The following is a 24,612-nucleotide window of genomic DNA, read 5'->3' as shown; positions in this document are numbered from 1 at the left end:
AACCTCATCGAGAGAATGGAGTCTAAATGAAATCAATTATATTGTTATGTTCAATTTTTATTAGTTTTGGTGCGCTGGCTACAGAGCTAGAAATGAAGCCAACAAAATCAGGATTATATGATGTTGGTGGATTTAAGCTTTATCTTGAGTGTTACGAAAATGACAAGCCACAATTAATACTTGAGCAGGGTTTTGGGCGTTCTGGTTCAGATGGTGTTTGGTTAGAAAATATAAAACGATTAAAAAACGATTTTAGTATTTGTTTATATGACCGAGCTGGATTGGGTAAAAGTGAAAAAGGTGTAATTCCATTCACTGTTAATGATATGGCAAGTAGGCTCAGAAATTTGCTTCAAAATGCTAATATCAAAGCACCGTATTATTTTGCTGGTGGTTCATATGCTTCTTATATAGTCGCCGCATACAATAACCTTTATCCACAAGAAGTCATGGGAGCTGTACTTATTGACCCACCACCACTTGGGTATTTTTATACAATGGGTACTAGATGGCCTATAAACTTTAAAACAGATAATGAAAAATTAGAGCGTTTTTATAAATTTGAGCAAAGTGTTTATGACCCAATGTTTGAAAGGGTTCCTGAAAATGTAGACCATATGAAAAGCTATAAAATATTAGCTGACGCCTCAAATTACGGAGACAAACCAGTAATAGTTGTACGCTCAAAGCAAACAGGTAAACGATACGATCCACCTTTTGTTCCCGATGAAATAGCAAATACCATGGATTCCTTATACGCTGGTGCAGAAAGTTACTTCAAAAATTTATCCACTAATAGCCGCATTATCTATTCGGAATCAGAAAAACACCACCTGCATATCGCAGACCGCGATTTGGTAGTAAAAAGCATTAAAGAACTTGTTGGCAAATGAGGCTTAACAAGTTGCTAAAGTTCGTTCGTAAACTCACTGGGACAATTAACAGTTGGCTTGGCGCTTCGCGCAAGTTTAGCCAACAGTCAATTGCCCCTTAGCAAAGCGTTGGTCAAAATGAAATTTAGCCGCATATTTAAAGAAACTAAGCTCATTTGGGCTTCAAAAATTAACATTGCTGATGGCACATTAAGCGAAACTGGTGATTACTTTCCCCAGCTAAGCTCAGAGTGGGACTTGGCTCAAGAAAGAGTTACTTCACTAAATGAGTTTAACGACTTAATGGTGTGGGCAATTTTTTGTGGGCTTCATAAGTTGGCTATTGAAACTTTGAAAGCAGGCGGCACTGAAATATATATTAAAAATATCAACCGTGGCTATGTAGAGTTCAAGTTTTCAGAAAGTTTAAAGAACTATGAAAAAAGGCTAAGAAATTCATACATCAACGATATTGAGTTATAACAAGTGACTATGGTTACGACTGTCCGCTGTTGGCACTTTCCAGAAGTTTGACTTGGGCTAAATAGCACTAATTAATAGCAGGGGAGGGTTAGCTGAGTAGAATGCGTATCAAGCCCATACCCCCCCCTTCAACTGTATTTAACTAAGCATTATGCTCTCTTTCATACTCATCGATAAAATTACCATAATGCTGATAGAGTGTATTGGGTGAAGAGTGCCCCATAAGCTTAGATATCTTCCAGTGGTTTACTCCCTCAGAAATTAACTTAGATGCAAACGTGTGTCTCATCTGGTAGGGGGAGCGGTATTTTACGCCGCAAGAGTCTAGTAAGCTTCTCCACCGGTGCTTTCTAAACGAATCTTGGTTCCAAACTCTTTGCTGAGAATTTAAAAACAAGTATTCAGAGTCGTGTTTTTTCATTTCTAAAGCTAATAAATCACAAACATCTTCGGAAATAGGAATATTTCTTCGGCCGGCTTTTGTCTTTGTGCCTTTTACAGCACCGTTAACAATTGCATCGAAAATAGATATTTGTTTTTAAACATACATCAGTTCTTTTTAGAGCAACCCATTCACTAGAGCGAATGCCTGTATTGAATACCAGGCTCACAATTGCATGAAGCGCTGAACAATCCAATTGCTATGAATTTACAGGCTAAAGATTTTGTTAAATGGCGTGGTGAACGTATGTCGGGTGAAACGCCAATAAGCCCAAAAACCGCAAACAACGACCTTGTTTTAATTAAGAGTATGTTCAATAAGTTAATTGAAGTAGGGGAGTTGAAATACCCGAACCCTCTAGCTGAAATTAAGCCTTTCAAACTTCAACAAGCTGAGCTTTCATTTTTTGATGGAAGACGAAATAATTACTCTGCTTAATGAGTTAAAGCGCTCTACTAACCCGCATATTTTAATCGTGTCTAAAATCTTTTAAGAACTGTAATAAATAGGTTAGTTTCAAAGTTATTATTTTTAAGGCATTGGTTTATGAACAAAACGCACAAGGCAAATGGAATTTTAAAGTATATCAAAATAAGCGATGATATTGATGATGAAGTACCTTTGTCATCAGCACTTGAAGAAAACTATGAATTAATTAAGTTAAGCGGTGAGTCAGAACAGAAAATAAAGTCGAAGCTGACAAAGATGATTCGTATGGAATAAATAGGGTAAATTTGGGTGTTAGCTTGAAGCTATTAGCAAACATCATTTATATTTAACCCAAACTCCTTTATTAAAGAAATATGTTTTTGTAGCCCTTTGAAGGTAGAATTTTCATCAATATTTGACCAATAACCGCCTCGAACATTCTTCCAGCCAAACTTTTGCATTAAGGTGAGTGTAATTAGGTTTTCTTCGACTTCTGCCAGTTTCCAGTCTGTAAACGTGCTGTCCCACTGTTTAATAATTTCTATGGGGGGAAACAACCTAGTCCATGCAGAACCCTTACCTTTGAAATGCGCTTTAATACGCTTTTCTGGCTCTATAGACTGCCCGACATAGAGTTTAGAGTTTTGCAACTTTAAAACGTATAAATATATATTTGTGCCGCGATCAGTGTCCATACTTAGCTCCCTGTCTAACAAGTAAAGGTCGGCATAGATTTTTACGTTGTTTGCAAAACCATAAGGATGAAATGTTGTAGAGGTTAAATAATTATATAAATTGTTTGGCTCAATAATGTCCACATATAGCCAAAATTCTATAGCTCAGGACAGATATAAACCATCATTTATGATATTAAACAACTTCTATCTCATGAAATTCAATTCCAGTAAAATTATGTTCTTTAACTAGAGAGTAAAAACTATTTTTTGCATCAGTAGTTATATAACTTAATCCCGTTTCTTTTGTGCGAAACAAAGCCGTATTTTCTACTTTCGACTTGTCTATAACTAATCGCTTAAACGGCTTTATCATTTTGATTTCACCCCGTTTGTTATAATTATGCTCAGTAAACTCATGGTTTATTGCATCTTCAAAACCAATGAGGTTTAGCGCATACCAAGTTTCACCATTTAAATCGCAATTAAGATACTCAATATTGTCTCCTAAACTAGGTTCCATTATTGCTTTAACTTCTTTTGATAAAACATAAGACGTAGAGCCTAATCCAGCAATATCTGGTATTTGAAGTGCTGCATCTTTATTATGTTCATCAATAAGCCAATTAACTCCCAGAGTGCGCCAATTATTTTTCATGGAATGACCATCAAAAAGTAATATTTGGCCTTGTGTTAATTGCATCGTTTGCTCGAAACCTGTTTCATTGAGGTAAAGATATAAATCAGGATTTATATTAAAACCATATGCTTTATTAAAACTTTTCATATTATTAAACCTGAGTTCCACTTAGTTTGGTATGAATTGGGAATTCACCATCTTCAAGACCATCTGAAATTTGACGTAATGCTTCAATTATCCCTCTATGCCCCATTCCTTTGTTAATTGACTGGTCAAGAAGAAACTCTACATTCAAGTAATATTTTGTAGTATGGATGGTAGCGTGTGCATATGCGTCAGGCATTGATTCCATCGGTACGTGAGCTTTATGTAAGGGTAAGTATACGCCATTAGCTTCATGATCAATGTCAATGCCAAATGCTGCTAACCTCATACGAGAACGAGCTGCACGCATAGCATTCCAAGAGACAATATGGTGTGCTGCTGTATTTTTGGGAAGTTTTCCTCTACCAGCTTGAGCCATATTCTCAGCTAGCTTCTTGGAGTGGCTTCTCATGTGCTCCCATTGAATATGACGAGAATACTTCAATTCATCTTCTGTAATTATACCTTTTTGATAGCGGGTAGAGTCAGTGACTACATTACGATAATAAATTGCAAAAGCTTGTGATTTAGCTTTTGCTTGGACGGGGTCGCCTGTAACAGCTAGTATGTCTTGTTCTAACTCTTGGACAGTAACTTCTTCATACTCTTGACGCATTACAAATTCCTTTTAAAAAATAGTTGTTGAGCTTAATGAAGTAAATATTAAAAACAATGTCCATATGATGCCCAAATACAATAGATTAGACAAGACTATATAAGGTACTATAAGTAATTAACATCTTGATTATCAAATAAGTTGTTGTTTTTGATGGTAGCCTGTAACAATCGAGGCTTTTCGGACGGGGGTTCAAATCCCCCCAGCTCCACCAATATCGGTTTTTAAATTCGTTGATTTAAAAACCCTAAAAAACCCACCAATTTGAGTAATCAGATTGGTGGGTTTTTTTATGTTTAAGGCGAAGTGTTTTATTGTTTTAATAGCTCATCGCTTATTTTTATTTTATTGAAATAAGCGCTTCATTTTACTGGTGCTTTAGGTACTCGCATCTTATTTTTACTCATGCTAACGTCATTATTCTTTTTTACTTACCAAGTGGTCTTACATGGAATTTTTAGGTGGTGATTTATTAACGCCGCTCAGTGCGGTTGGGCTGATTGTTTTATCGGCCATTACGTCGATGATATCGGCGGCTTTTGGTGCTGGTGGCGGGTTGATGTTGTTGGTGGTGATGGCGTCGTTATTGCCTATGAGTATTGTTATTCCGGTGCATGGGTTAGTGCAGCTGGGCTCAAATGCCAACAGGTTTATGCTGACCTTTAAACACCTTGATAAAAGCATGTTTGTGTTTTTTTCGTTGGGTGGAATTATTGGTGCGTTTGCTGCGTCGTCGATTGTGACGCGTATTCCACTTGAATTGATGAAAATTGTAGTGGCAGGGTTTGTACTTTATTTATTGTGGGGCGTAACGCCAAAGCTACGTGAAACCTCTACTTTATGGCGCAGTGCTGCTGGTGCTGTAACAACCTTTTTATCGATGTTTGTGGGGGCGAGTGGCCCGCTAGTGGGTAGTTGTTTGTATGTTAATAATTATGAGAAGCTAAGATACACTGCTACTTTTTCTGCTTGTATGAGTGTACAGCATACTTTTAAAGCTATTTTGTATGGCTTTGTGGGCTTTTCGTTTTGGCAGTGGTTGCCTTTAGTTGCAGCAATGATTATCAGTGGTGCGCTTGGTACTTGGCTTGGATTACAATTATTGCAACGTATTTCTGCTGATAAATTTAAACGTATTTTTCGGGTTGTGTTAACCTTACTTGTATTGCAATTGGCATGGCAGGGATTTCAAGCCTTCTAATTTGAGGAGCAGTTAAAGCGCTATAAACCTAAGTGTCATAGCGCTTTACTCATTAAGGAGTATAGGAGCAAGGGCAGGCTTTTCGATTACACGTCATTGCAATGAGTGTTGCACTGATATTATAACTACACTGACTTTGGTAACGATGAATAGGCAATCACAGCGGCATCCCTGTGTGCTAGATCGGGGTGTTGTAACTTTTTATTGTATTCATCACAAAAGGTGATTGCATCTCCTTTTGTTGTTAATAAGGGGTCGTGAGTGAAGTTTAATAGCTGTGATTGCCAGCGTTGTATTATCTCTATGGGTGGGCTTGGCAGGGTAGTTAATATTGTTTTTGATTGGGTAAATTGGCTGTGTATTGCGATGTTTAGCATGTCGTCGTTTGCGGCTCCGAGCCAGCTAGTACCCTTATCGCCAACACATAAAAGTGGCATATAAGGCGCAAGTGCTGGGCATACATCATTTCTATACACTGTAACTTTCCAATAGCTACGGGCTATTTTTACAAACTGAGTAAAATCTTTGATTGGGGTAAAGTTTGATGTCGCTAAAGGCAAAATCTCTACTCTGGGTTTATTGGCATTTACGGTGTCGTTAGCAACATCAATATACCAAGGACCAATAATAAATGCGTTTTGAAAATATTCATCCCGCAGTGACCCCCATGCTTTTTGTAAAGGATTGCCTTGGGCAATAAGAGATTTTAATAAACTAAGCCCAGGTTTGTTTGTGTGCGGCAGTTGTGCTTGTAGTAATGTAAATACTTCGTCTCTTATTTCTCTACAACGACCAATAGGATAAGGCTTTTCAGCAAAGTACGGAATAGTAGGCGCAAGTGTTAAATCGGCTCTTAATCTTAGTTGCGCTAAGTCAGCGCACAGTAAATTAAGCTGCTCTGAGGAGAAGTTATTATCAAGCACGTATATTCCTTATCGTATTTATTATAATTTTTTTAGTTGAGCTTGGGTGTAAGCGTCATTTCTAAGCCACCTTAACATGTTCGGATAACCGTTAGGGTGATCTGGTTGTTCGCACATAAACCATGAATACAATAGTGGATAGCCAAAGCCAGTGTTATTGCTAAAAGCGGTTATTAAGCTAGCTGAGCTGCCTTTATAACCGTGTTGATGAAATAAAACATCGGGTGCAATATTTAGGTGACAGGCTGCGGCCCACGACCATGCAATCGCGGTCATTTCTTCAGCGGCTTGGTGATCATGGTTTTTCATATCGCCGGTTAAATTGGTTCTGGTTGTCTCTGAGGTTACTGCAATATGACCTGCTTCATGGAGAATGTCGCCAGGGGTGAGGCCTTTTTCTAAATCAAGTAGTAAAGTGCCCTGTACAACTTTAATTCCCGGCAAAAAAGTCTTTTCGTTTAAAGTAGTATAGCGATGCTGTATACCTATATCAGTAAGAAAGGCGAGAATTTTTTCAATCTCAATCTCAATCTCAATATCCATATCACTTCTCGTATTTAGCTACAACAATTGTTGCTTGCAATAATATAGCACTCTATTCTAATTAAGTTTAGCTAGTGTTAATAAATCAATTTTGGGCGAATAGCCCTCAAATTGTGCAATATAAACATGAGCCCATTATAAAGCTAAGTGAAATCAATTCTGTAGTTATTTGTAAGAATAAAAACTATGCAGTGTAATAACGTGTAATATTTTTTATAGGGAGAGTTATGCTAACATTTCCTCATACCTAACATTCCCTCGTATATAATTTATAGTCAAATATTTGTTGATTTTTCTCGATAGTTTGTGTTGATTTTGCGTTATCTAAATAATACGTAACAAAATTTGCGTTCTATTTTTTATCGGTTAACCTTAGAAACTGAATATAGTATTAATTCCTCGGTGGAATTTAGCATGATAATTTGATTTCAAAGGGACATTTCAGTATGGAAGCGCAAAGTTCACAACCTACAGCAAGTTTGCAATACGCGGATCCCCAAGTTGATGAGTTATTAAAGCATTCGATACGGACTCAGCTTGAGTCTCTTTTGAAAGCTAAATTAACAACAGGCCAGCGTCAGTTACTTTTGCAAAAAAGTTTTGTGGATGCGATGACGTTGGTATTGAGTAACACTCAAGTTGAACACCTTCAGTTAGTTTGCGCTTTCGAAGCTATGTACGATCAAGCTGTACAATCAATGGCATTGGCGCAGCTCAGCCAAGAGCAGTTAACGCGGCAATATGTGTCAGCATCTGGCTTAATTATGTCTCCTTATAACTGTAAACACACCATAAAGGATGTTTATCGCATTCAAGGTTATGCAAGGGGAGTTGATCAAGCGATACAAAGTAAACTAAAACACTCACCTTCAATCACCATTTTATACCCTGCATGTGGGCCTTTTGCGCCATTATTATTGCCCTTACTGAGTTATTACAAAGATACTGAAAAATATACTAAAGAGCAGATCCAGGTCATTTTGTTGGATGTTCACCCCGGCGCTATTTTGGCGCTCAAACAACTCGTGAAAGACTTGCAACTTGATGATTATATTTTGCGTATTGAGCAATCGGATGCGACAACGTATCAGCCAAATGAATCGATAGACTTGCTCGTACTTGAAGCAATGCAGCATGGCTTTACTAAAGAAGGTCAACTGAGTATTGCCAAGCATCTAGTGCAGTTTTTAAAAATAGACGGCTGGATGATCCCACAAAATGTTTCGGTTAGGGGCATGATGGTGATTGGGGAAAATGAGTTTAATCAACAGTGGAAAGACGCAGAGTACAGCCACTCTTTGAATATGGATGCCAGTGCACAACAAGACCGCGTTGAGCTAGGTGAGATATTAAGCATTAACAAATCGACTTTGCTTAATATGCAAGAGCTGGAATTACAAGGCGGCGTTAAGGTTATTCCAGCCAGCCAGATCACATTGCCAAAAGGTATTGAAGATATGAGCAAACGTATCTTAGCCATTTACGCACATATCGACACGTTCGCCAAAGAAGGTGTTGGGCAGTATGACTCTGGGATCACCCACCCTAAACCCGATATGACTTTTTATATTGATACAAAGCCTCGTGATATTGAGCACACTCACTTTGTTGCCAATAGCGGTGACACCGTGCAGTTTTATTATCAGCTAAGCGGCCTACCTGGCTTTGTGCCAGTAAAAGTGTAGGAGCAGAATATGCAGAAGTACGCTTTTTTTACAGGTAGTTGCCAAAGCTTACCAGCCATTCAGTATTTGCAGCAAAGTGCTCAACTAGCTTGTGTTGTATTGGTAGATACACAGCCCAACCATGACTTGATGCAGTTACAACATTGGTTGCAGCAAAGTGGTATAAAAACGCTTGCTTTTGAACGCTCTGATGAGAAAGGTTTGATCTCACAGCTAGATAGGTTGGCGGTTAACCGAGGTTTAATTTATCTGTTCAGGCACAAAATTCGCCCTGCATTAATCCAGTATTTTTCAGGTCACCTTGTCAACATTCATCCCAGTCCATTGCCCGATTATAAAGGGCCTTTCCCATTGTATTGGCAGTTGAGAAATGGTGAAAACACAACCGCTTTAACCTTACACCAAGTAACCGAGTCGGTTGATTGTGGCAATATTGCGGCAGATGTTGAGATAGAGATTCATCCCTTCGATACCATGAACTGTGTGCAGTACAAAGTTGCACAGGCTCTACCAAGGTTAGTTGAAAAATACTGTCAACTAGATGAAAAACAAGAAATAAAATGGCGTAAGAAAGAAGGAAGCGGCAGTAAGAGCGCGCCACAGGTAGAGCAACAGCAGCTTATAGTCAATTGGCAAAAGCAAACGGGCAAGCAAGTTGTCAATATGGCTCGTGCGGGTAATGTTGACTCAGGATGCGCACTATTTCAGTTCCGTAGTGAGGCATTTCAATTGTTGCAAGCAAGCGTTGTAGATAACGCTCTAACCGGCGTACAAGCAGGCATGGTCATTGAAGTCGATAGGCAAAATGGACTCGTGATTAAAACTGTTGATGGCGCATTACGTCTCGATGTTATTGGCACGCAACAAGGAGTGTTTGATGGCTATCGATTTGCGGTGTTATTTGGTTTAGAGGCAGGCCTGTCGTTAGTACAGAAAGACTTTTAGCAGTGTGTTTGGATGTTTAAAACTTAAGTTTATTCGGGAGCAGTGTTTTTTCTGGGGCGATAAATAGATGTGTGTGGGTGTTATCGGCTTTAGGGTCAAACAGTGTTTAAAACATAACTTCAGATGTGAGATGGCAAATGAAGATAAATATTAATGTGACTAATCGATATGGTTATGACATAGCGATATACCCATACAACAACGGTGCATTGCCAAATAAAGAGGCAGGTCAGGTTGTTTCAAAGCTAGAAGGGAGTGGTGAATTAACCGTAGGTACGGGTGAGTCTGGGGTAATTGACGTCCCTGGAATGGGGGGGATGGTGGTGATGTTTTTAGGTAAACAAAAACTAGATAGTTATCACGAAAAATTTTGTGAGCAACAAGATGACTTTGATCAATGTGAGCAAATGGCATTGATCCGTTATAAAACTACTGAGCTTTATTGGCGCTTTCCTACTTCTGATGAATCTCCATCATTAGAAATAAGCATCAATGACCTAGGTACAGTTTGTTGCAACAAAACATCCGTTGGCAGTATTCGCCAAGTTTCAATACCAGAGTTATTTATTCCACCTGCTTTTTCTGCGGATCCATTTGCAGAACAATCAGAAGAAGAGCCTCAGCCTAATTGAATTGAAGATTAAATGCTGTATGACAACGCAGATGTATATGACAAGTAATGAATGAGTGGCACGAGAGTAGTGTTGAAGTCCGCAAGTCACGAAAGAACGCAAACAAAGAGGATTAGATATGGCTACAGATGCATATATTGGCACCATGGTACCATTTGGCGGAACCTTTGCAATAGAGCGTTTAGCGCTTTGCTACGGTCAACTGCAAGCAATTAGTGAAAATACAGCACTGTTTTCGCTATTGGGTAATAACTTTGGTGGAGATGCAAGAACGACTTTTGGCTTACCTGATTTAAGAGGGCGTAGCCCAGTAGGCAAGGGGGCAATGCCAGGAGGTATGGACTATAACTTAGGGTTTAAGCTTGGTGCAGAAAGAATAGCATTGAACTTATCAAATCTCCCAACTCACACTCACGCCGCACAGTTTGTGCCAAATGGGGGGGATTCTGTGACTGGTATGCTGCAAGCAGCCACCAACGCCGCTAATGCTGATACACCAGACTCATCAACCTATCTTGCGGCAAATTCATCAAATCAAATGTACTACAAGCAAGGGGGATTTGCGCCTGCACCTACTTTAACTAATATAGCGGGTCTGATTGTTGATGGTGGTAGTTCAGGTGGGACCGTGGCAATTGGAGATACTGGTTCATCGCAGAGTTTTAGTATTCTTAACCCCATAGAAGTAGTGAACTGGCAGATAGTATTGAATGGTATTTACCCAGCGCGCAGTTAATTGTTCAGTTTTAAGCAGGTTTGGTCGCTTATGTTGACTGAGCCTGTTTTTACAGTGAGCAAGTACTGACCAAAGTTACTCTACTTTTGTCAAATTTGTTTGCCCACGAAAGGTTATTTACGAGGCAAATAACCAATGAATTCTGGTAGATCACCAGTGAAGCTTAAAGCTAATAAGTGTGTTATTTGGAGTGAAATCATGCGGTTAAGTAAAATCGGAAGTATTCTGAGACGTGTCAGTTCAATCTCTACGCTTGTCTCTAGTTTTTCTGTTTATGCCCTAGATGTAGACTATGTGAATCAATCTAGTATATCGGGTCAGGCTAATGTCAGCTATACCTCAAACTCCATTGAATATTTGTTTGATGCAGGGACCTCGACTTCATATACAAGTGATAACACTGGAATGGGCATTAGTAATGGTTTGGGGGCATATTCAAACACCTATGTTAATGCATCGCCAAGTTCAACAGTAATTGGTTATGTTTTTTATACTGCAAGTAACAGCAACAATTTTAGCTTAGATTCTTTTGTTATATTACGAAATACCTCTACGAGTTCACCGGGTGCTTCACAAGGGCATCAACTAATCATTGAAGGTTATGACGATAACACATCAAGTGCATCGGTTACTGCAACGATAGATATTCCCGCAGGAACAGGAAATAGCACATTTTCGATGAGTGACGGGTCAGAATTTAGTGGAGCTGGGTGGGATAACATTGATAGAGTGGTATTTAAGTTTCAGGATACATCAAACAATAATTATGATGGTCGATTTGCATTCAATACCGTTACTATAACACCTGTGACCAACTCTGCACCTACGGATATTTCCCTTAGTGCAACTTCGATTAATCAGTCTGCTACAGGAGCTTCTGCATCAGTCGGCACGCTTTCTACCACAGACTCCGATGGCGGTGATAGTCATACATATAGTTTAGTGACTAATGGCGCAAGTGCGAATGGCACCTGTACCGCTTCGGGTGATGACAACAATGGCAGCTTTTCAATTTCTAACACAACTTTTCAAACTCAATCTGCATTATCAGCAGGTAGTTATAACGTTTGTGTACAAACCAATGATAGTACAACAACTTTTCAAAAAACATTTTCGATTACGGTGAATGATAACGTTGCGCCAAACGCGCCGTCTACACCAGATTTAGATGCTGCATCTGATACCGGCTCATCCAATACAGATAATATTACCAACGATACAACTTTAACTTTAAGTGGTACTGCAGAAAGCGGCTCTACTGTCACATTATATAGCGATCAGGTTAACGGTGGCGCAACGTCAATAGGCTCGGGTACGGCCACGGGTGGAAATTGGCAAATTACCACAAGCGCGTTGAGTGCTACTACGCATGCTATTAGTGCTAAGGCAACTGATGGGAGTAGTAATGTTAGCAGCAGTTCATCGAGCCTCAGTGTCACAATTGACACCACAGCACCAGGGGTAGCAGAGGTAACTGCAGTTACAACGCCAACAAACGATATTACACCGAGTTATACGTTTAGTACCACAGAGACTGGCACATTTGTAGTCGGTGGTAGTTGTGGTTCTTCAACTTCAACAACTATCAACAGTACGGGTAATCAGACTATTACCCTTACGGATACGGATAATAGTTCAGCACTGGCGGCAGGCACATATAGTAATTGTACGATTACCGTAACGGATGCCGCTGGTAATTCAAACTCCCCTCTTACTATTACCTCATTTACAATCGACACGACAGCCCCCACATTTGATGGCGCAAGCTCAACGCCTAATGATAATGACACTAACGTAACAGCAAGCAATGATATCGTAATTGACTTTAGTGAAAATATTGCACTGGGTACGGGTAATATCACCATCCGTAATGTTACTGATAGCAGCGATTTTGAGGTATTTGATGTTGCATCAGAAAGTGATGGCACAACAACAACGCCAAGCGCAGGGCGTATTGGTATTACAAATGATAAAATTTATCTCAACCCCACTAGCAATTTGATAGGTAACCGTAGTTATGCGATTAGAGTTGATGCAACAGCAGTAGACGACAGTGCAGGTAATAGCTTTACCGGAATAAGTGGCGATACGACGTTTAATTTCTCTACAGCCAATACTATTCCAGATGTGGATTTGAACTCAGGCACTGGCGGTAATGATAATAGCGTGTCGTTTACTGAGGGCAGTGGTGCTTTAAATATTGCCTCAAGTGCGGCGGTTACGGAATCTGATGGGGATACTATCACTACCATTACGGTGAGTTTGAGCAATGACCAAGATGGTGCGTCGGAAGGGCTTAATGTAACCGCAGCAGCACAAGACGCGTTAACGGGTATTTCAGGTTCGTCAGACATTACATTACAAGATACCATCTCTGTGACTGGGGCAACGGCATCGGCTGCTGAAGTACAGACTTTCCTACAGAACATCAGCTATAACAACACATCTAGCTCACCCAATGAGACAGCGAGAACAGTAACGGTTGTGATAAACGACGGTACTGCAAATAGCACTAGTCGCACGGCGACGATTAGCGTCAGTAATGTTACTTCAGCCAATAGCACCGCCGCTGGCTTTAACACCACAAACGGTACTAATTTATCACCTGCGATTACCTTTACCGACGACAACGAAACATTGGCTATTACCAACACAAGCCATGCTACAGGGTCAACAGCGGATGGTGGAAATGGTACAGACACATTATTTGCTGTGGATAATGTTGATTTGACTAGCCTAACAAGTTTGACTAATTTTGAGACGCTCACACCAGACAACGATGGTGCATTAACGTTAAGCGAATCACAGCATGAAAGCTTTAGTACTATTAATGGCACGGGCGATAACCAATTTACCATAGCCAGTGCGAATGGCGATCAATCGCTAACAGGTGATGCCGATATTGAAACCTATGTGCTAGGTGCGGCAATGAGTTTTACACTAGCAGGTGCAGCACAAAATGTAACTGGCAGTACGGGTGACGATACTGTGAATGTTAGTGCGCTTACTACCACTGGGACTTTAAGTGGTGGCACGGGAACAGATACATTGCAAGCCAGCTCTGGTGCCAATATTAGTGGTGCAACGATTTCTACATTTGAATCGCTTACGCTTGCCAGTGGTGCCAGTGTGACGATGACTGAGGCGCAGCACGATAGCTTCTCAACAGTAACTGCATCAGGCACCGAAACCATTACTATTGCATCGACCACAGATGGTTTAACGGGTGACTCTGCAATTGAAAACTATATTTTGTCGACTGCGAATACCTTTACGCTCGGTGCTACGGGGCAGAATGTTACGGGTAGTACGGGCGATGATACGATTAATGCAGGTACATTGTCAGCGACGGGCACGTTATCAGCGGGCAGTGGTACGGATACGTTAACGGTTAGTACGGGTGGAGATGTGTCAGCAGCCACGCTTAGTGGCTTTGAAAACTTAACCTTAGCAAGTGGCGGTAGTGCAACGTTAGCCGCAACGCAACTTGCAGGTTTTTCAGGCACAGTATCAGGTAGTGGGACGGAGACTATTACCATTTCGGGTGACGGGAATTTCTCTACCGTATCAGCGATTGAAAACTATACCCTTGGTGATGACAGCACAAACACCAGAACAGTGACGATAAGTGGTGCTGGGCACTCAGTGACGAGTAGCTCGGCCACGGATGCTATTACGTTTGATATTGGCACATTAACCTATACGGGCACAATCACAGGTGAAAACACTGTTGCTGACACCTTGTCTATGAGTACAGGTGCTAGTATTGCCAGTGCCTCAATTAGCAATGTCGCTAATTTAATGCTCGCCTCTGGTGCGTCTGTGTCTATGACCGTCAGTCAGCATAGTGGCTTTACGGGAACCATTACCGCGGCAGGTTCTGAGACCATAAACCTCACCGGAGATGGCGATTTTACAACGCTCAGTGAAATTGAAAGTTACAATATTGGCGATGATTCAACTAATACGCGTACTGTCACAATTACAAACTCTGGCACCAGCGTTAGTGCTACCTCAACCACGGATGCGGTTACTTTTGCCATTGGTGGCAATACTTATACGGGCACTTTAAGTGGTGAAGCCTCCGTTGCAGATGTGGTGTCGGCCAGTGATGGCGCTGATGTCACAGGTGGTGGGTTCTTTAATATTGGGTCACTCAGTTTAAGTAGTGGCGCTACGGTGGCGATTGACGCAGCAAATTTAAGTGACTTTTCAAGCACGATGAGTGGTAGTGGCGGTACTGAAGTACTCAAATTGATGGATGGTGGAACCTTTAATTTTGCAGGCTCTACAGTGTCTTCGATTGAAGGGGTTGCGTTAGGCACGGATAGCACCGCAACAATCACCTTAACAGATAACTTTAGCGCTGATGGGCAAACAGTCTCTGTAACGAATGTAACAGGCAGTGCAATCAGTGCGGCGCTATCTATAGATGCATCCGCCTTTGTGAGTGACGTGTTGCAAATAACCGCAACAGATTTAGATGGCTCAGATACTATTATTGGTGGTAGCGGGGCTGATACGATTCGCCCTGGTGCTGGTACTGATACCATGACAGGTAACGATGGCAACGACAACTTTGTCGGCGCTGAGAGTGACTTAAATGGTGACACGATTACTGATCTTGCCATTGGCGATAAGATTACAGTGACCAATATTAATGGTCTTACTACCAGTAATGTACGATTTAATGGTGCGGGTACACTTGAGGTGGATACCGATGCGACGACTTTTGCCAGCCCAGAGGTGTCTATAACACTCACTAACAGCCCAGGCAATAACTTGGCATTTACCGTTGAGGACTCTGGTAGCGATACGCTTATTACGTTTATTTCGCCTAATGCAGCGCCTGTATTTAGTAGTTTAAATGGTGGTGCTACCTTTGTAGAAAATGGCAGTGTGGTAGGCATTGATACTGATGCCACGGTTGCTGATACGGAGCTAGATGCTCTCAACGGGGGCAATGGTAATTATGATGGAGCAACCTTAACGATTGCACGCAATGGAGGGGCTAATAGTGAAGACGTATTTAGTAATCGGTTACTATTAGGCACATTAACGCAAGGTAATACGTTTACCTATAATGGCACTTCAGTGGGCACAGTGACCACTAACTCATCGGGTACTTTGGTACTAGCCTTTAATAGCAGTGCAACCTCAGCGATTGTTGACTCGGTTATCCAGTCAATTGGCTATGGTAATAGCTCAGAAGACCCAGCCTCTACAGTGACTTTAGATTTTACTTTCAATGATGGTACGACCAATAGTACAGGCACCAACCAAGCCGTCATTAACGTTACCGCACAAAATGATGCACCAACAGATATTACATTGTCCGCGACAACGGTGAATCAATCGGCAACTGGCGCGTCAACTACCATAGCAAGCGCTAGTACAACAGATGTTGATAGTGCAGATAATCACACATATAGCTTGGTATCAGAAAATAGCAGTGATGGTGGCAGTTGCTCGGCCAGCACTGGCAATGGCAGCTTTCAATTCTCAGGTAGTAATTTACAAACACAGGCGTCAACATCGCCTGGTAGTTATGATATTTGTGTACAAACTTCCGATAGCACGGCTACTTTCCAAGAAGCCTTTACCATCACAGTGACAGATGATGTGGCACCAGATGCACCATCAACACCTGACTTAGAAGCCGCCTCTGATAGCGGCCCATCCAGTACTGACAATATTACCAATGATACAACACCGACTCTAAGTGGGACCGCAGAAAGCGGTTCTACCGTCACTTTGTACAGTGATCAGGTTGGCGGTGGTGCAACGGTTATTGGTACTGGCACTGCGACTGGAGGAAGTTGGCAGATCACCACAAATGCATTAACCGCAGGTGTAGCACATGCAATTTCAGCTAAAGCGACAGACTCTGCAAGTAATGTTAGTAGTAGCTCAAGTGCGTTGACTGTAACGATAGACACTGTTGCGCCGATCGCACCGAGTATTCCTGATCTGTCAGCAGCAAGTGATAGCGGTACTTCTAACACAGATAATATTACAAACGATACAACCCCGACCTTTACGGGGACAGGCACCACAGGTGACACCATTACCCTTATTTCAAGTGTTGATGGCTCAATAGGCAGTGCCGTAGTTAGTGGTGGAGTGTGGAGTATCACAGTAGGCACAGCAATGACGAGTGGTTCGCATAGCATTGTGGCACGCGCGACAGACTCTGCTGGTAATATTACCAATGGTATGAGTACTACAATAACCATTGACATTAACGTGAGTGCACCGAGTATTACCACCCCGATTGAAGTAGATGGTCGGATCAATGCTGTGGAAGATGCACATGTGCTTATACAAGGCAGCGGTGCTGACTCTGGCGCTTCAGTTAATGTGACTATCAGCGATGGCGCGAATAACTTATCACGTACTGTGACAGCTGATGGCTCAGGGGCATGGACTATCAGTGGCAACGAGTTTGATGTCAGTAGCTTCAATGATGGCACGCTTACCGTTAACGCTACACAATCGGACACAGCGGGTAACACGTCAAGTGCAGCCAGCACCTCAGTTATTTTAGATAACGCAGCACCGAGTGCAGTGACTATCACCACCCCGATTGAGGGCGATGGTAAAGTTAATGCCGCAGAAGATGCGGATGTGTTAATTGTTGGCTCAGGGGCGGAAGCCAATGCCAGTGTCAGTGTGACCATCAGCGATGGCTCGAATAACTTATCACGTACCGTAACGGCTGATGGCTCAGGGGCATGGACTATCAGTGGTAGTGAATTTGATGTCAGCAGCTTTAATAATGGCACGCTCACCGTCAGCGCTACACAAAGTGATGCGGCGGGTAACACCTCGACTACGGCGACCACAGTAATTACGTTGGATAATCAAGCGCCGAATACATTGACGATTACTACGCCAATTGAAGGCGACGGCAAAGTTAATGCTGTTGAAGATAACGATGTGCTAGTGCAAGGATCTGGCGCAGAGTCAGGTGCAACAGTTACAGTAAATGTTGATGGTATATCTAAAACCACCACTGCAGATTCAAGTGGTAATTGGACGCTTAACGGTAATGAATTAGATATAAGTGCACTTAATAATGGCACCTTAACAGTATCGGTAACGCAAACTGACACCGCAGGGAATACTTCACCAGCGGCGACCAGCTCAATTACTTTAGATAATACCACCCCAACCGGGCATGCAGTTAGCGTTGATCAAAGCTTAATTAATGCGGATAACGAATCTGCAATGAGTGTTAGTTTTACTGGGCTTGAAGGAAGTGGTTCGCTTAGTTACCAGATAAGTGATGGCAGTAATTCTGTTACTGGTAACGCAACTATTAGTGCTGTTACGCAGCAAATTACAGGTATCGATGTTACAACATTGGCAGAGGGAGTGTTAACGTTCTCAGCAATAGTTACAGACACCGCAGGCAATGCCAGCGCAGCAGTAACTGCCACAGTAACTAAAAAATACAACGTCGTACCGGTGTTAAGTGGTTCACCAAGTACAACTACAGCTGAAGATGCAGCATATAGTTTTATACCCACCCTTACAGACAGCGATACGCAAGATACCCATACCTTTAGCATCATTAATAAGCCAAGCTGGGCAAGCTTTGACACCAGCACGGGCGAATTAGCGGGCACACCACAGAACGAGGATGTGGGCAGCTACGCGGCTATTACTATCAGTGTTAACGATGGCACAGATAGCGCCAGTTTAACGCCATTTACATTAGAGGTAACCAACACCAATGATGCGCCGGTAGGGCAAAACTTTGCCTTTAATCTCGATGAAGCCGCGACTTTAACCGTGGCACTTGCAAACGGGTTATTAAGTAACGCCAGCGATGATGATGCAGGCGACACACTCAGCGCAGAGCTGGTCAGTCAACCACAATTTGGTAGTGTCAGCTTAAACAGTGATGGTAGCTTTAGTTATCAACATGACGGCAGTGAAAACCACGGCGACAGCTTCACCTTCCAAGTTAGTGATAGCGCAGGTGCGTTATCGGCGGTACAGACAGTAACACTAACGGTCGCGCCAGTTGCTGATGCACCGGTTGCCATGGATGACAGTGCCACCACCGCAGAAGACACGCCAGTGAACTTTAGCTTGGTAGCGAATGACAGTGATGCAGAAGATGACCTAGTGGTCGCTTCAGCGGCCATCGTATTACCCGCGAGTAAAGGCACGGTAAGTATCACCAACGGCATTGCTACGTATACACCGAATAGCAATGTAACGGGGACAGACACCTTTACTTATACGGTAAAGGATGCGGCATTGAATACCTCAACAGCGGCGACAGTGACAGTCACCATTACCCCAGTGAACGACCTACCTGAGGTACAAGCTATCAGCTTAAGCGTGGATGAAGACACCGCATCAGCAGTGACCAATGTGCGTTCACTGGCCAGTGATGTGGAAGACACTATCCCAACGGGCTCGATTAACTTAGTCAGAGCGCCAAGCTCAGGGCAAGTGGTGTTTGACCAAGCCGCAGGCACCTTAGTGTATACCCCAGATGCGAACGTTACAGGGCAAGACAGTTTCACGTACACCATTACCGACAGCGAAGGCGGTGTGTCACTGCCAGGAACCGTTACGGTAAATATAGGTGCGGTGAATGACCGTCCAGTTGTCGCTGATGATGCAGTGGCGACTGATGAAGATACCGCAACGACGTTAGCTATTTTAGCGAACGACTCAGACGTAGAAGACAGTGGCTTTAATGCTGCCAACGTAAGCCTTGAAAACCAAGGCACGGGGGCGGGCATGTACGACTTTGCGACAGTCAGTGTTAACCTCGATGGTAGTTTAGCTATCGTGCCAAGCCAAGATGTGAATGGGGTATTTAGTTTCACCTATATATTAACAGATAGCGAAGGCTTAAGCTCAACCCCAGCGACCGTCACACTGACCATTAATGCCGTGAATGACGCACCAGTGGCGCTAGATAACACCGCACAACTGCAAGAAGAAGGTTCATTTGAAGTCAACGTACTGGGTAACGACAGTGATGTCGATATCGGCGACAGCTTAGATGTGAGCAGTGTGATGGTTGTCAATGCACCAAGCAACGGGCAAACTCAAGTAATTGCTACAGGGGCTGTAATTTACACCGCCAATGCAGATTACTTTGGTGGCGACAGCTTTACTTACACAGTTAAAGACAGCAACGGCGCGGTGTCTAACCTTGCAACTGTCACTATGACAGTGGATCCCGTTAATGATGCACCTTTAGGTGTTCCGCAAAGTTTGATACTTGCAGAAGATAATAGCGTGTTGATCACCTTGGTTGGCTTAGATATTGAGAATGATGATCTAAGCTATCGTCTTGATGAAGGCACATTACATGGCTCGCTTGTACAGCAAAGTAATGATAGTTGGTTATATACGCCAAACGCTAACTATAACGGCAGTGATGGCTTTAGTTTTGTTGTCAATGATGGGCAACTAGATTCAACATCAACGCAGGTATCGTTAGTTATCACCGCAGTTAATGATGCGCCAATTGTAAGTGTACAAACCAGCGTGACTGATGAAGACACACCGGTCGTCATTAATTTAATCGGTAGTGATGTTGATGGTGATACATTAAGGTACATAATCGCTAGTCAGCCAGCTCATGGCACTGCGATTATCTCAGGTGAGCAAGTTACTTATCAAGGCAATGCAAATTATTTTGGTGACGATCAGTTCAGCTATATAGCGAATGATGGATTACTTGATTCAGCACCAAGCACAGTGTCAGTAACGATTAATAGTATTAACGATTTGCCAGTGATTACAGGAGTACCAAGCTTAGCGGTTAATGAAAATGACTTATATAGCTTTGTCCCACTAGCAACAGATAATGATGGCGATAACCTCAGCTTCAGTATTGAAAATAAGCCAAGTTGGCTGAGTTTTGATACCACCACAGGGCAGCTATCAGGCAGACCAAGTAATGCTGATGTGGGAAGTTATGCAGACATTACGATGAGTGTAACGGATGGGGTTGCAAGCCAAAGTTTAACCCCATTTACACTGACAGTAGTTAATGTAAACGATGCACCAACAATCAGCGGTTCACCTGCAACATCTATCGCCCAAGATACAGGTTACTCATTTACGCCAATTGTGTCAGATATTGATAATACCAGTTTATCATTGACGATAGCGAATAAGCCGAGTTGGGCAACGTTTGATAGCACAAGTGGTACATTAAGTGGTATACCGACACGAGATGACGTTGGTCTATATAGTAATATTTTAATCACTGTAAGCGATGGGCAATTAAGCAGTACACTTAACTCATTTAGTATTGATGTAACGTATGTGAACGCGCCGCCTGTTGCTAATGACATGGTTATGCGTGTTAAAGAAGATAATAACCTCAGTATCAGTGCTCAAGTTAGCGATAGTGATAACGACAATTTAGTTATAGAAGTGGTTACTCAACCGCAGTTTGGTAGCTTAACGGTGCAAGGAACGGTATTTAGCTATCAGCCACAAGCTGATTATCATGGTAGTGATAGCTTTAGTTATTTAGTAACTGATGGTAAAGCAAATTCAGCTATTGCTACAGCATCAATTACTGTTGAATCAGTAAACGATGAACCGGTCGCTGTGGAAGATACCTTTGACTTAGCGAGAGCAGAGAGCGGTCGTTATATACTTGATGTATTAGCCAATGACACTGACGTTGATGGTGATTCAATAACAATTATTGGTGCCAAGGCATCAGTGGGCACAGTGAGTATTGTTGATCAGCAGCTTGTCTATCAATTTAGCGCAAGCACTCAAGGTACGATTAAAGTTGTGTACATTATTGCCGACCCAGCGCAAGCTCAAAGTACAGGGGTTGCTTATATTAACTTTACTGATAGCCAATTAGGTGCACCAACCATTACACCTCCAGTTGATGTGAATGTTAATGCAACAGGGTTGTTTACTCGAGTGAAGTTAGGTACAGCTCGCGCATTTGATAGCGAGCAAAACCCACTACCTGTCGCGACAGTCAATCAAAGTATGTTGTTTACGCCAGGTGTACACCAAGTGTATTGGCAAGCAACAGACAGTAATGGCAAAACCACAACGGCTAGCCAGCAAGTAATGGTTAACCCGCAAATATCGTTAGGCAAAAATAAAGTTGTTGCTGAAGATAAAAATTATATCACACGGGTTTACTTGAATGGGCCAGCGGCAAGTTACCCTGTCACTGTGCCTTACAGCGTATCTGGAACCGCAACATCAGATGATCATGATTTAGTTACTGGTGAAGTGGTTATTGAGCGAGGTCTCGTTGGTGAAATTAACTTTAGAGTCTTTGTAGATAGTGAGATTGAAGCGGATGAAACAATTATTATAACGCTTGACGATAGCCTTAATACTGGCGCGCAAGCCTCTAATATTATGACTATTTCAGAGAGTAATATAGCACCAAGCTTAGTAACGGTTACTGAGCAAAACAATCAGCCGCGACCATTTGTTTTAGCCAGTGACGATCTCGTAACAATTACAGCGTTGGCAACAGATAATAACCCTGGAGATAGTATTTCGTTTAGTTGGCAAGCTGCGGATGAGCGGATTGTTGATCTAGATGATACGGCTGATACATTTGTGTTCTCTACAGCTGAACTAGATATCGGTATTTATGAAATAACAGTAACCGCAACAGATGATGCTGTGGATAGCCTGTCAACGACGGTGACCAGTTATGTGGAAGTGGTCGCTCAGTTACCGCAGTTAACAACTGCTGATACTGATAATGACTTGATCCCAGACAATATCGAAGGTCTACAAGATAAGGATCGCGATGGAATACCTGATTACTTAGATAACATTAATGAATGTAATGTCTTACCTGAGCAAGTAAACGAGTCAGCACAGTTCCTTGTTGAAGGGGATGCGGGAGCATGTTTAAGAAAAGCATTATCAAGCATGCAAAATAGCAGTGGCGCAGCACAATTGTTTGAAAATGAATTGCCTGAAGATCCAGGTATGAAAAACGCTGGTGGCTATTTTAGCTTTATAGTAACTGCCATGGAGCAAAAAGGTGATAACTACCACATAGTGCTTCCGCAAAGAATGCCAATCCCAGCGGGGGCGATTTATAGAAAGCTTATCAATAATGAGTGGATTGACTTTAATACAAGCAATGGCGATAAGCTCTATTCAACGCAAGGAGAGCAAGGCTATTGCCCTTCCCCCAATAGTCAGCTGTGGGAAGAAGGGCTTAAAGAAGGTGACTGGTGTGTGCAATTACGCATAACGGATGGTGGTATCAATGATGCCGATGGCGTAGCGAATGGCCAAATTGTTGATCCTGGCGGCGTTAGTGTTATGAGCAGTAATAACAGCGCGCCTATTACACAATCAGATAAAGTGACTATTGCACTTGGTAAGAGTATTGTTATTGATGTGCTTAGTAATGATAGCGATGCAGATAATGATGTACTGACACTCACTAGTGCAAGTGTTGATTTTGGTGAGGTAGCAATCGTTAATAATCAACTTCGCTATCAACCATTACTTGATTTTATTGGTACTGCAACAATCAACTATAGTGTGTCTGATGGTAAAGGTGGAACAGCTTTTGGTACAGCGACTGTTAGTGTGGTTGTGAACAGCGCACCAACAACGATTGGTGATACTGCAAGCACCAACGACCGCACGCAAATTGTTATTGATGTGCTCGCCAATGATAGTGATGCTGATGGCGACGTACTTAGTTTAATAAGCGCGAAAGCTACGCAAGGAACAGTCACTATAAATGACGATGGCACATTGAATTACCAACCCAAAGCCGGTTTTGAAGGTGTTGACTTTATTGAGTATACAGTGGCTGATAGTAAAGGTGCTGAAGCTAAAGGAGAAGTAAAAGTGACCGTAAAAGCTTATACAACCACAACAGTTAAAAATAGCTCATCGGGAAGTTTAGGCAGCACAATGGTGTTATTAATGATTGGTTTGGTTTTTATACGTCGCCAATCAAAATTAACGCCATGGGCTTTATTGGCTTCGGCTGCGGTAGTCAGCCAGCCGGTATTAGCAGGTGAATGGTCTATAGATGGCACGATTGGTTATGCGGCTGTTGCAGGCTCGACCACAGCTCATCAATCTGTCGAATTAGCGAATACTGAATATGATGATACTGATATTAGTTGGTCAATAGGCGGAATTTATTCTTTAGCGACTAACTGGCAATTTGGCGTACGCTATATCAATTTAGGTGAAGGTACTATGACCTTTGTCGGAGATACGCTTGATCCACGTAACGCGCAATTGGATATATCACAAATAGTGCCAGTATTATCGCAAGGGCCTGCGATACAGGCCGCTTACGTACTCCCGCAGTTAGGGCAAGCTAAGAGTAAAGTTTTTGTTGGCGCGTTTTATTATCATTATTCAATTGATAGTCGCTCATCTACGGGGCAAAAAATTACATATAATGACACCCATACACGCCCTTACTTTGGCGGTCAGCTAGCTTATCCAGTGCTTAAAAATACAGATGTTTCAATTAACTACAGCCATTATAAGTTAAAAGAAAATGATGTGAATGAATGGGCGCTAGGATTTCAGTATCAATTTTAGGAGTAGTTAAAGAATAAATAAAAACGGCTAGCTTCTTTAAGTTAGCCGTTTTTATATTTAATGATAGGTTTACTCGCT

General features: G+C 42.1%; 16 protein-coding genes. 10 read left to right on the top strand and 6 right to left on the bottom strand.

Features of this window, described 5'->3' with window-relative positions; genetic code table 11:
• Positions 1-26: 26 nt before the first annotated feature.
• Positions 27-893: an alpha/beta fold hydrolase gene (locus J7338_RS17235; protein WP_054200818.1), complete on the top strand. Its 867-nt coding sequence runs from the start codon at positions 27-29 to the stop codon at positions 891-893.
• Positions 894-1,010: 117 nt separating this feature from the next.
• Entirely contained in the window at positions 1,011-1,355 is a 345-nt protein-coding gene (locus tag J7338_RS17230; protein ID WP_210798173.1) for a hypothetical protein, read from the top strand.
• Between the two features lie 142 nt (positions 1,356-1,497).
• Here the strand turns inward: J7338_RS17230 and J7338_RS17225 are convergent, their stop codons facing one another.
• A complete protein-coding gene (locus J7338_RS17225; RefSeq protein WP_275074561.1) occupies positions 1,498-1,812 on the bottom strand; it encodes a tyrosine-type recombinase/integrase in 315 nt (104 codons plus the stop codon).
• A 156-nt stretch (positions 1,813-1,968) separates the two neighbouring features.
• Here J7338_RS17225 and J7338_RS17220 point away from each other — a divergent pair, with 156 nt between their 5' ends.
• A complete protein-coding gene (locus J7338_RS17220; protein ID WP_210798176.1) occupies positions 1,969-2,235 on the top strand; it encodes a phage integrase in 267 nt (88 codons plus the stop codon).
• Positions 2,236-2,343: 108 nt separating this feature from the next.
• Positions 2,344-2,520 (top strand): hypothetical protein, encoded by a 177-nt coding sequence (locus J7338_RS17215; protein ID WP_210798172.1) that lies wholly within the window; start codon positions 2,344-2,346, stop codon positions 2,518-2,520.
• Positions 2,521-2,552: 32 nt separating this feature from the next.
• Here J7338_RS17215 and J7338_RS17210 read toward each other — a convergent pair whose 3' ends face one another.
• The 3 genes from J7338_RS17210 to J7338_RS17200 form a co-directional block, all read right to left on the bottom strand.
• The gene (locus J7338_RS17210) at positions 2,553-2,921 is read right to left on the bottom strand and encodes a GIY-YIG nuclease family protein (RefSeq protein WP_210798171.1); all 369 of its coding nucleotides are present in this window, start codon (positions 2,919-2,921) and stop codon (positions 2,553-2,555) included.
• A 175-nt stretch (positions 2,922-3,096) separates the two neighbouring features.
• On the bottom strand, positions 3,097-3,687 hold the full coding sequence (locus tag J7338_RS17205) for an imm11 family protein (RefSeq protein WP_210798170.1): 591 nt from the start codon (positions 3,685-3,687) through the stop codon (positions 3,097-3,099).
• Positions 3,688-3,691: 4 nt separating this feature from the next.
• A complete protein-coding gene (locus J7338_RS17200; RefSeq protein WP_210798169.1) occupies positions 3,692-4,300 on the bottom strand; it encodes an AHH domain-containing protein in 609 nt (202 codons plus the stop codon).
• A 448-nt stretch (positions 4,301-4,748) separates the two neighbouring features.
• Between J7338_RS17200 and J7338_RS17195 the strand changes: the two genes are divergently transcribed.
• On the top strand, positions 4,749-5,501 hold the full coding sequence (locus J7338_RS17195; RefSeq protein WP_210798168.1) for a sulfite exporter TauE/SafE family protein: 753 nt from the start codon (positions 4,749-4,751) through the stop codon (positions 5,499-5,501).
• 125 nt (positions 5,502-5,626) lie between these two features.
• Here the strand turns inward: J7338_RS17195 and J7338_RS17190 are convergent, their stop codons facing one another.
• The gene (locus J7338_RS17190; RefSeq protein ID WP_210798167.1) at positions 5,627-6,424 is read right to left on the bottom strand and encodes a hypothetical protein; all 798 of its coding nucleotides are present in this window, start codon (positions 6,422-6,424) and stop codon (positions 5,627-5,629) included.
• Between the two features lie 21 nt (positions 6,425-6,445).
• Positions 6,446-6,967: a hypothetical protein gene (locus tag J7338_RS17185; protein WP_210798166.1), complete on the bottom strand. Its 522-nt coding sequence runs from the start codon at positions 6,965-6,967 to the stop codon at positions 6,446-6,448.
• 446 nt (positions 6,968-7,413) lie between these two features.
• Here J7338_RS17185 and J7338_RS17180 point away from each other — a divergent pair, with 446 nt between their 5' ends.
• From J7338_RS17180 to J7338_RS17160, 5 genes are all read left to right on the top strand, one after another.
• Entirely contained in the window at positions 7,414-8,652 is a 1,239-nt protein-coding gene (locus tag J7338_RS17180) for an SAM-dependent methyltransferase (protein WP_210798165.1), read from the top strand.
• Between the two features lie 9 nt (positions 8,653-8,661).
• The gene (locus tag J7338_RS17175; protein ID WP_210798164.1) at positions 8,662-9,597 is read left to right on the top strand and encodes a formyltransferase family protein; all 936 of its coding nucleotides are present in this window, start codon (positions 8,662-8,664) and stop codon (positions 9,595-9,597) included.
• 137 nt (positions 9,598-9,734) lie between these two features.
• A complete protein-coding gene (locus J7338_RS17170; protein ID WP_210798163.1) occupies positions 9,735-10,229 on the top strand; it encodes a hypothetical protein in 495 nt (164 codons plus the stop codon).
• Between the two features lie 118 nt (positions 10,230-10,347).
• Positions 10,348-10,965 (top strand): phage tail protein, encoded by a 618-nt coding sequence (locus J7338_RS17165; protein ID WP_210798162.1) that lies wholly within the window; start codon positions 10,348-10,350, stop codon positions 10,963-10,965.
• A 198-nt stretch (positions 10,966-11,163) separates the two neighbouring features.
• Entirely contained in the window at positions 11,164-24,534 is a 13,371-nt protein-coding gene (locus J7338_RS17160) for a tandem-95 repeat protein (protein ID WP_228733021.1), read from the top strand.
• Positions 24,535-24,612: the final 78 nt, after the last annotated feature.

This window comes from Pseudoalteromonas ostreae, from assembly GCF_018069805.1.
GTDB classification, from domain to species: domain Bacteria; phylum Pseudomonadota; class Gammaproteobacteria; order Enterobacterales; family Alteromonadaceae; genus Pseudoalteromonas; species Pseudoalteromonas ostreae.
This window is presented reverse-complemented; position numbering and strand designations above follow the sequence as displayed.